Source organism: Pseudomonas sp. AM4(2022), from assembly GCF_036346515.1.
GTDB lineage: Bacteria > Pseudomonadota > Gammaproteobacteria > Pseudomonadales > Pseudomonadaceae > Aquipseudomonas > Aquipseudomonas paracarnis.
In genome coordinates this window covers 1-356 of sequence record NZ_JAOTNW010000078.1, presented here as the reverse complement: position 1 = coordinate 356, position 356 = coordinate 1, and the positions used below count along the sequence as shown (strand labels likewise).

At 55.9% G+C, this 356-nt stretch carries 1 protein-coding gene; it reads left to right on the top strand.

Annotated features, from left to right (window positions below; genetic code table 11):
• Positions 1-356 (top strand): immunoglobulin-like domain-containing protein (locus tag ODQ19_RS28055; protein WP_330211842.1); only part of this gene is annotated, 356 nt, incomplete at both ends.

Genomic DNA, 356 nt, shown 5'->3' with positions numbered 1-356 from the left:
ATCGTCTACACCGCCAGCCTTGTGGATAAAAACGGCGCGCCGGTGACTAACATCACCAACCCGCTGACCGTCACTTTGGATAACGGTAAAACCATCACCATCGGCGTAAACCAATCGAGCGGTAGCGTTTCGGTTCTTGCTCCTGATGACGTGTACAAGGGCGATCAAACCGTCACCACCGCCATCAAGGGCGTCACTGGCGGCGAGCACTTTGAAAACCTGGTTCCTGGCACGACGGCAGTAAACACCACCGTTACGGACACACCGGGTACCGATAACACCACCACCGTTACGCTGACAGCGCCAAGTGCTGTTAACGAAGGTGGCCAGATCACCTACACCGCGACCTTGAGCAA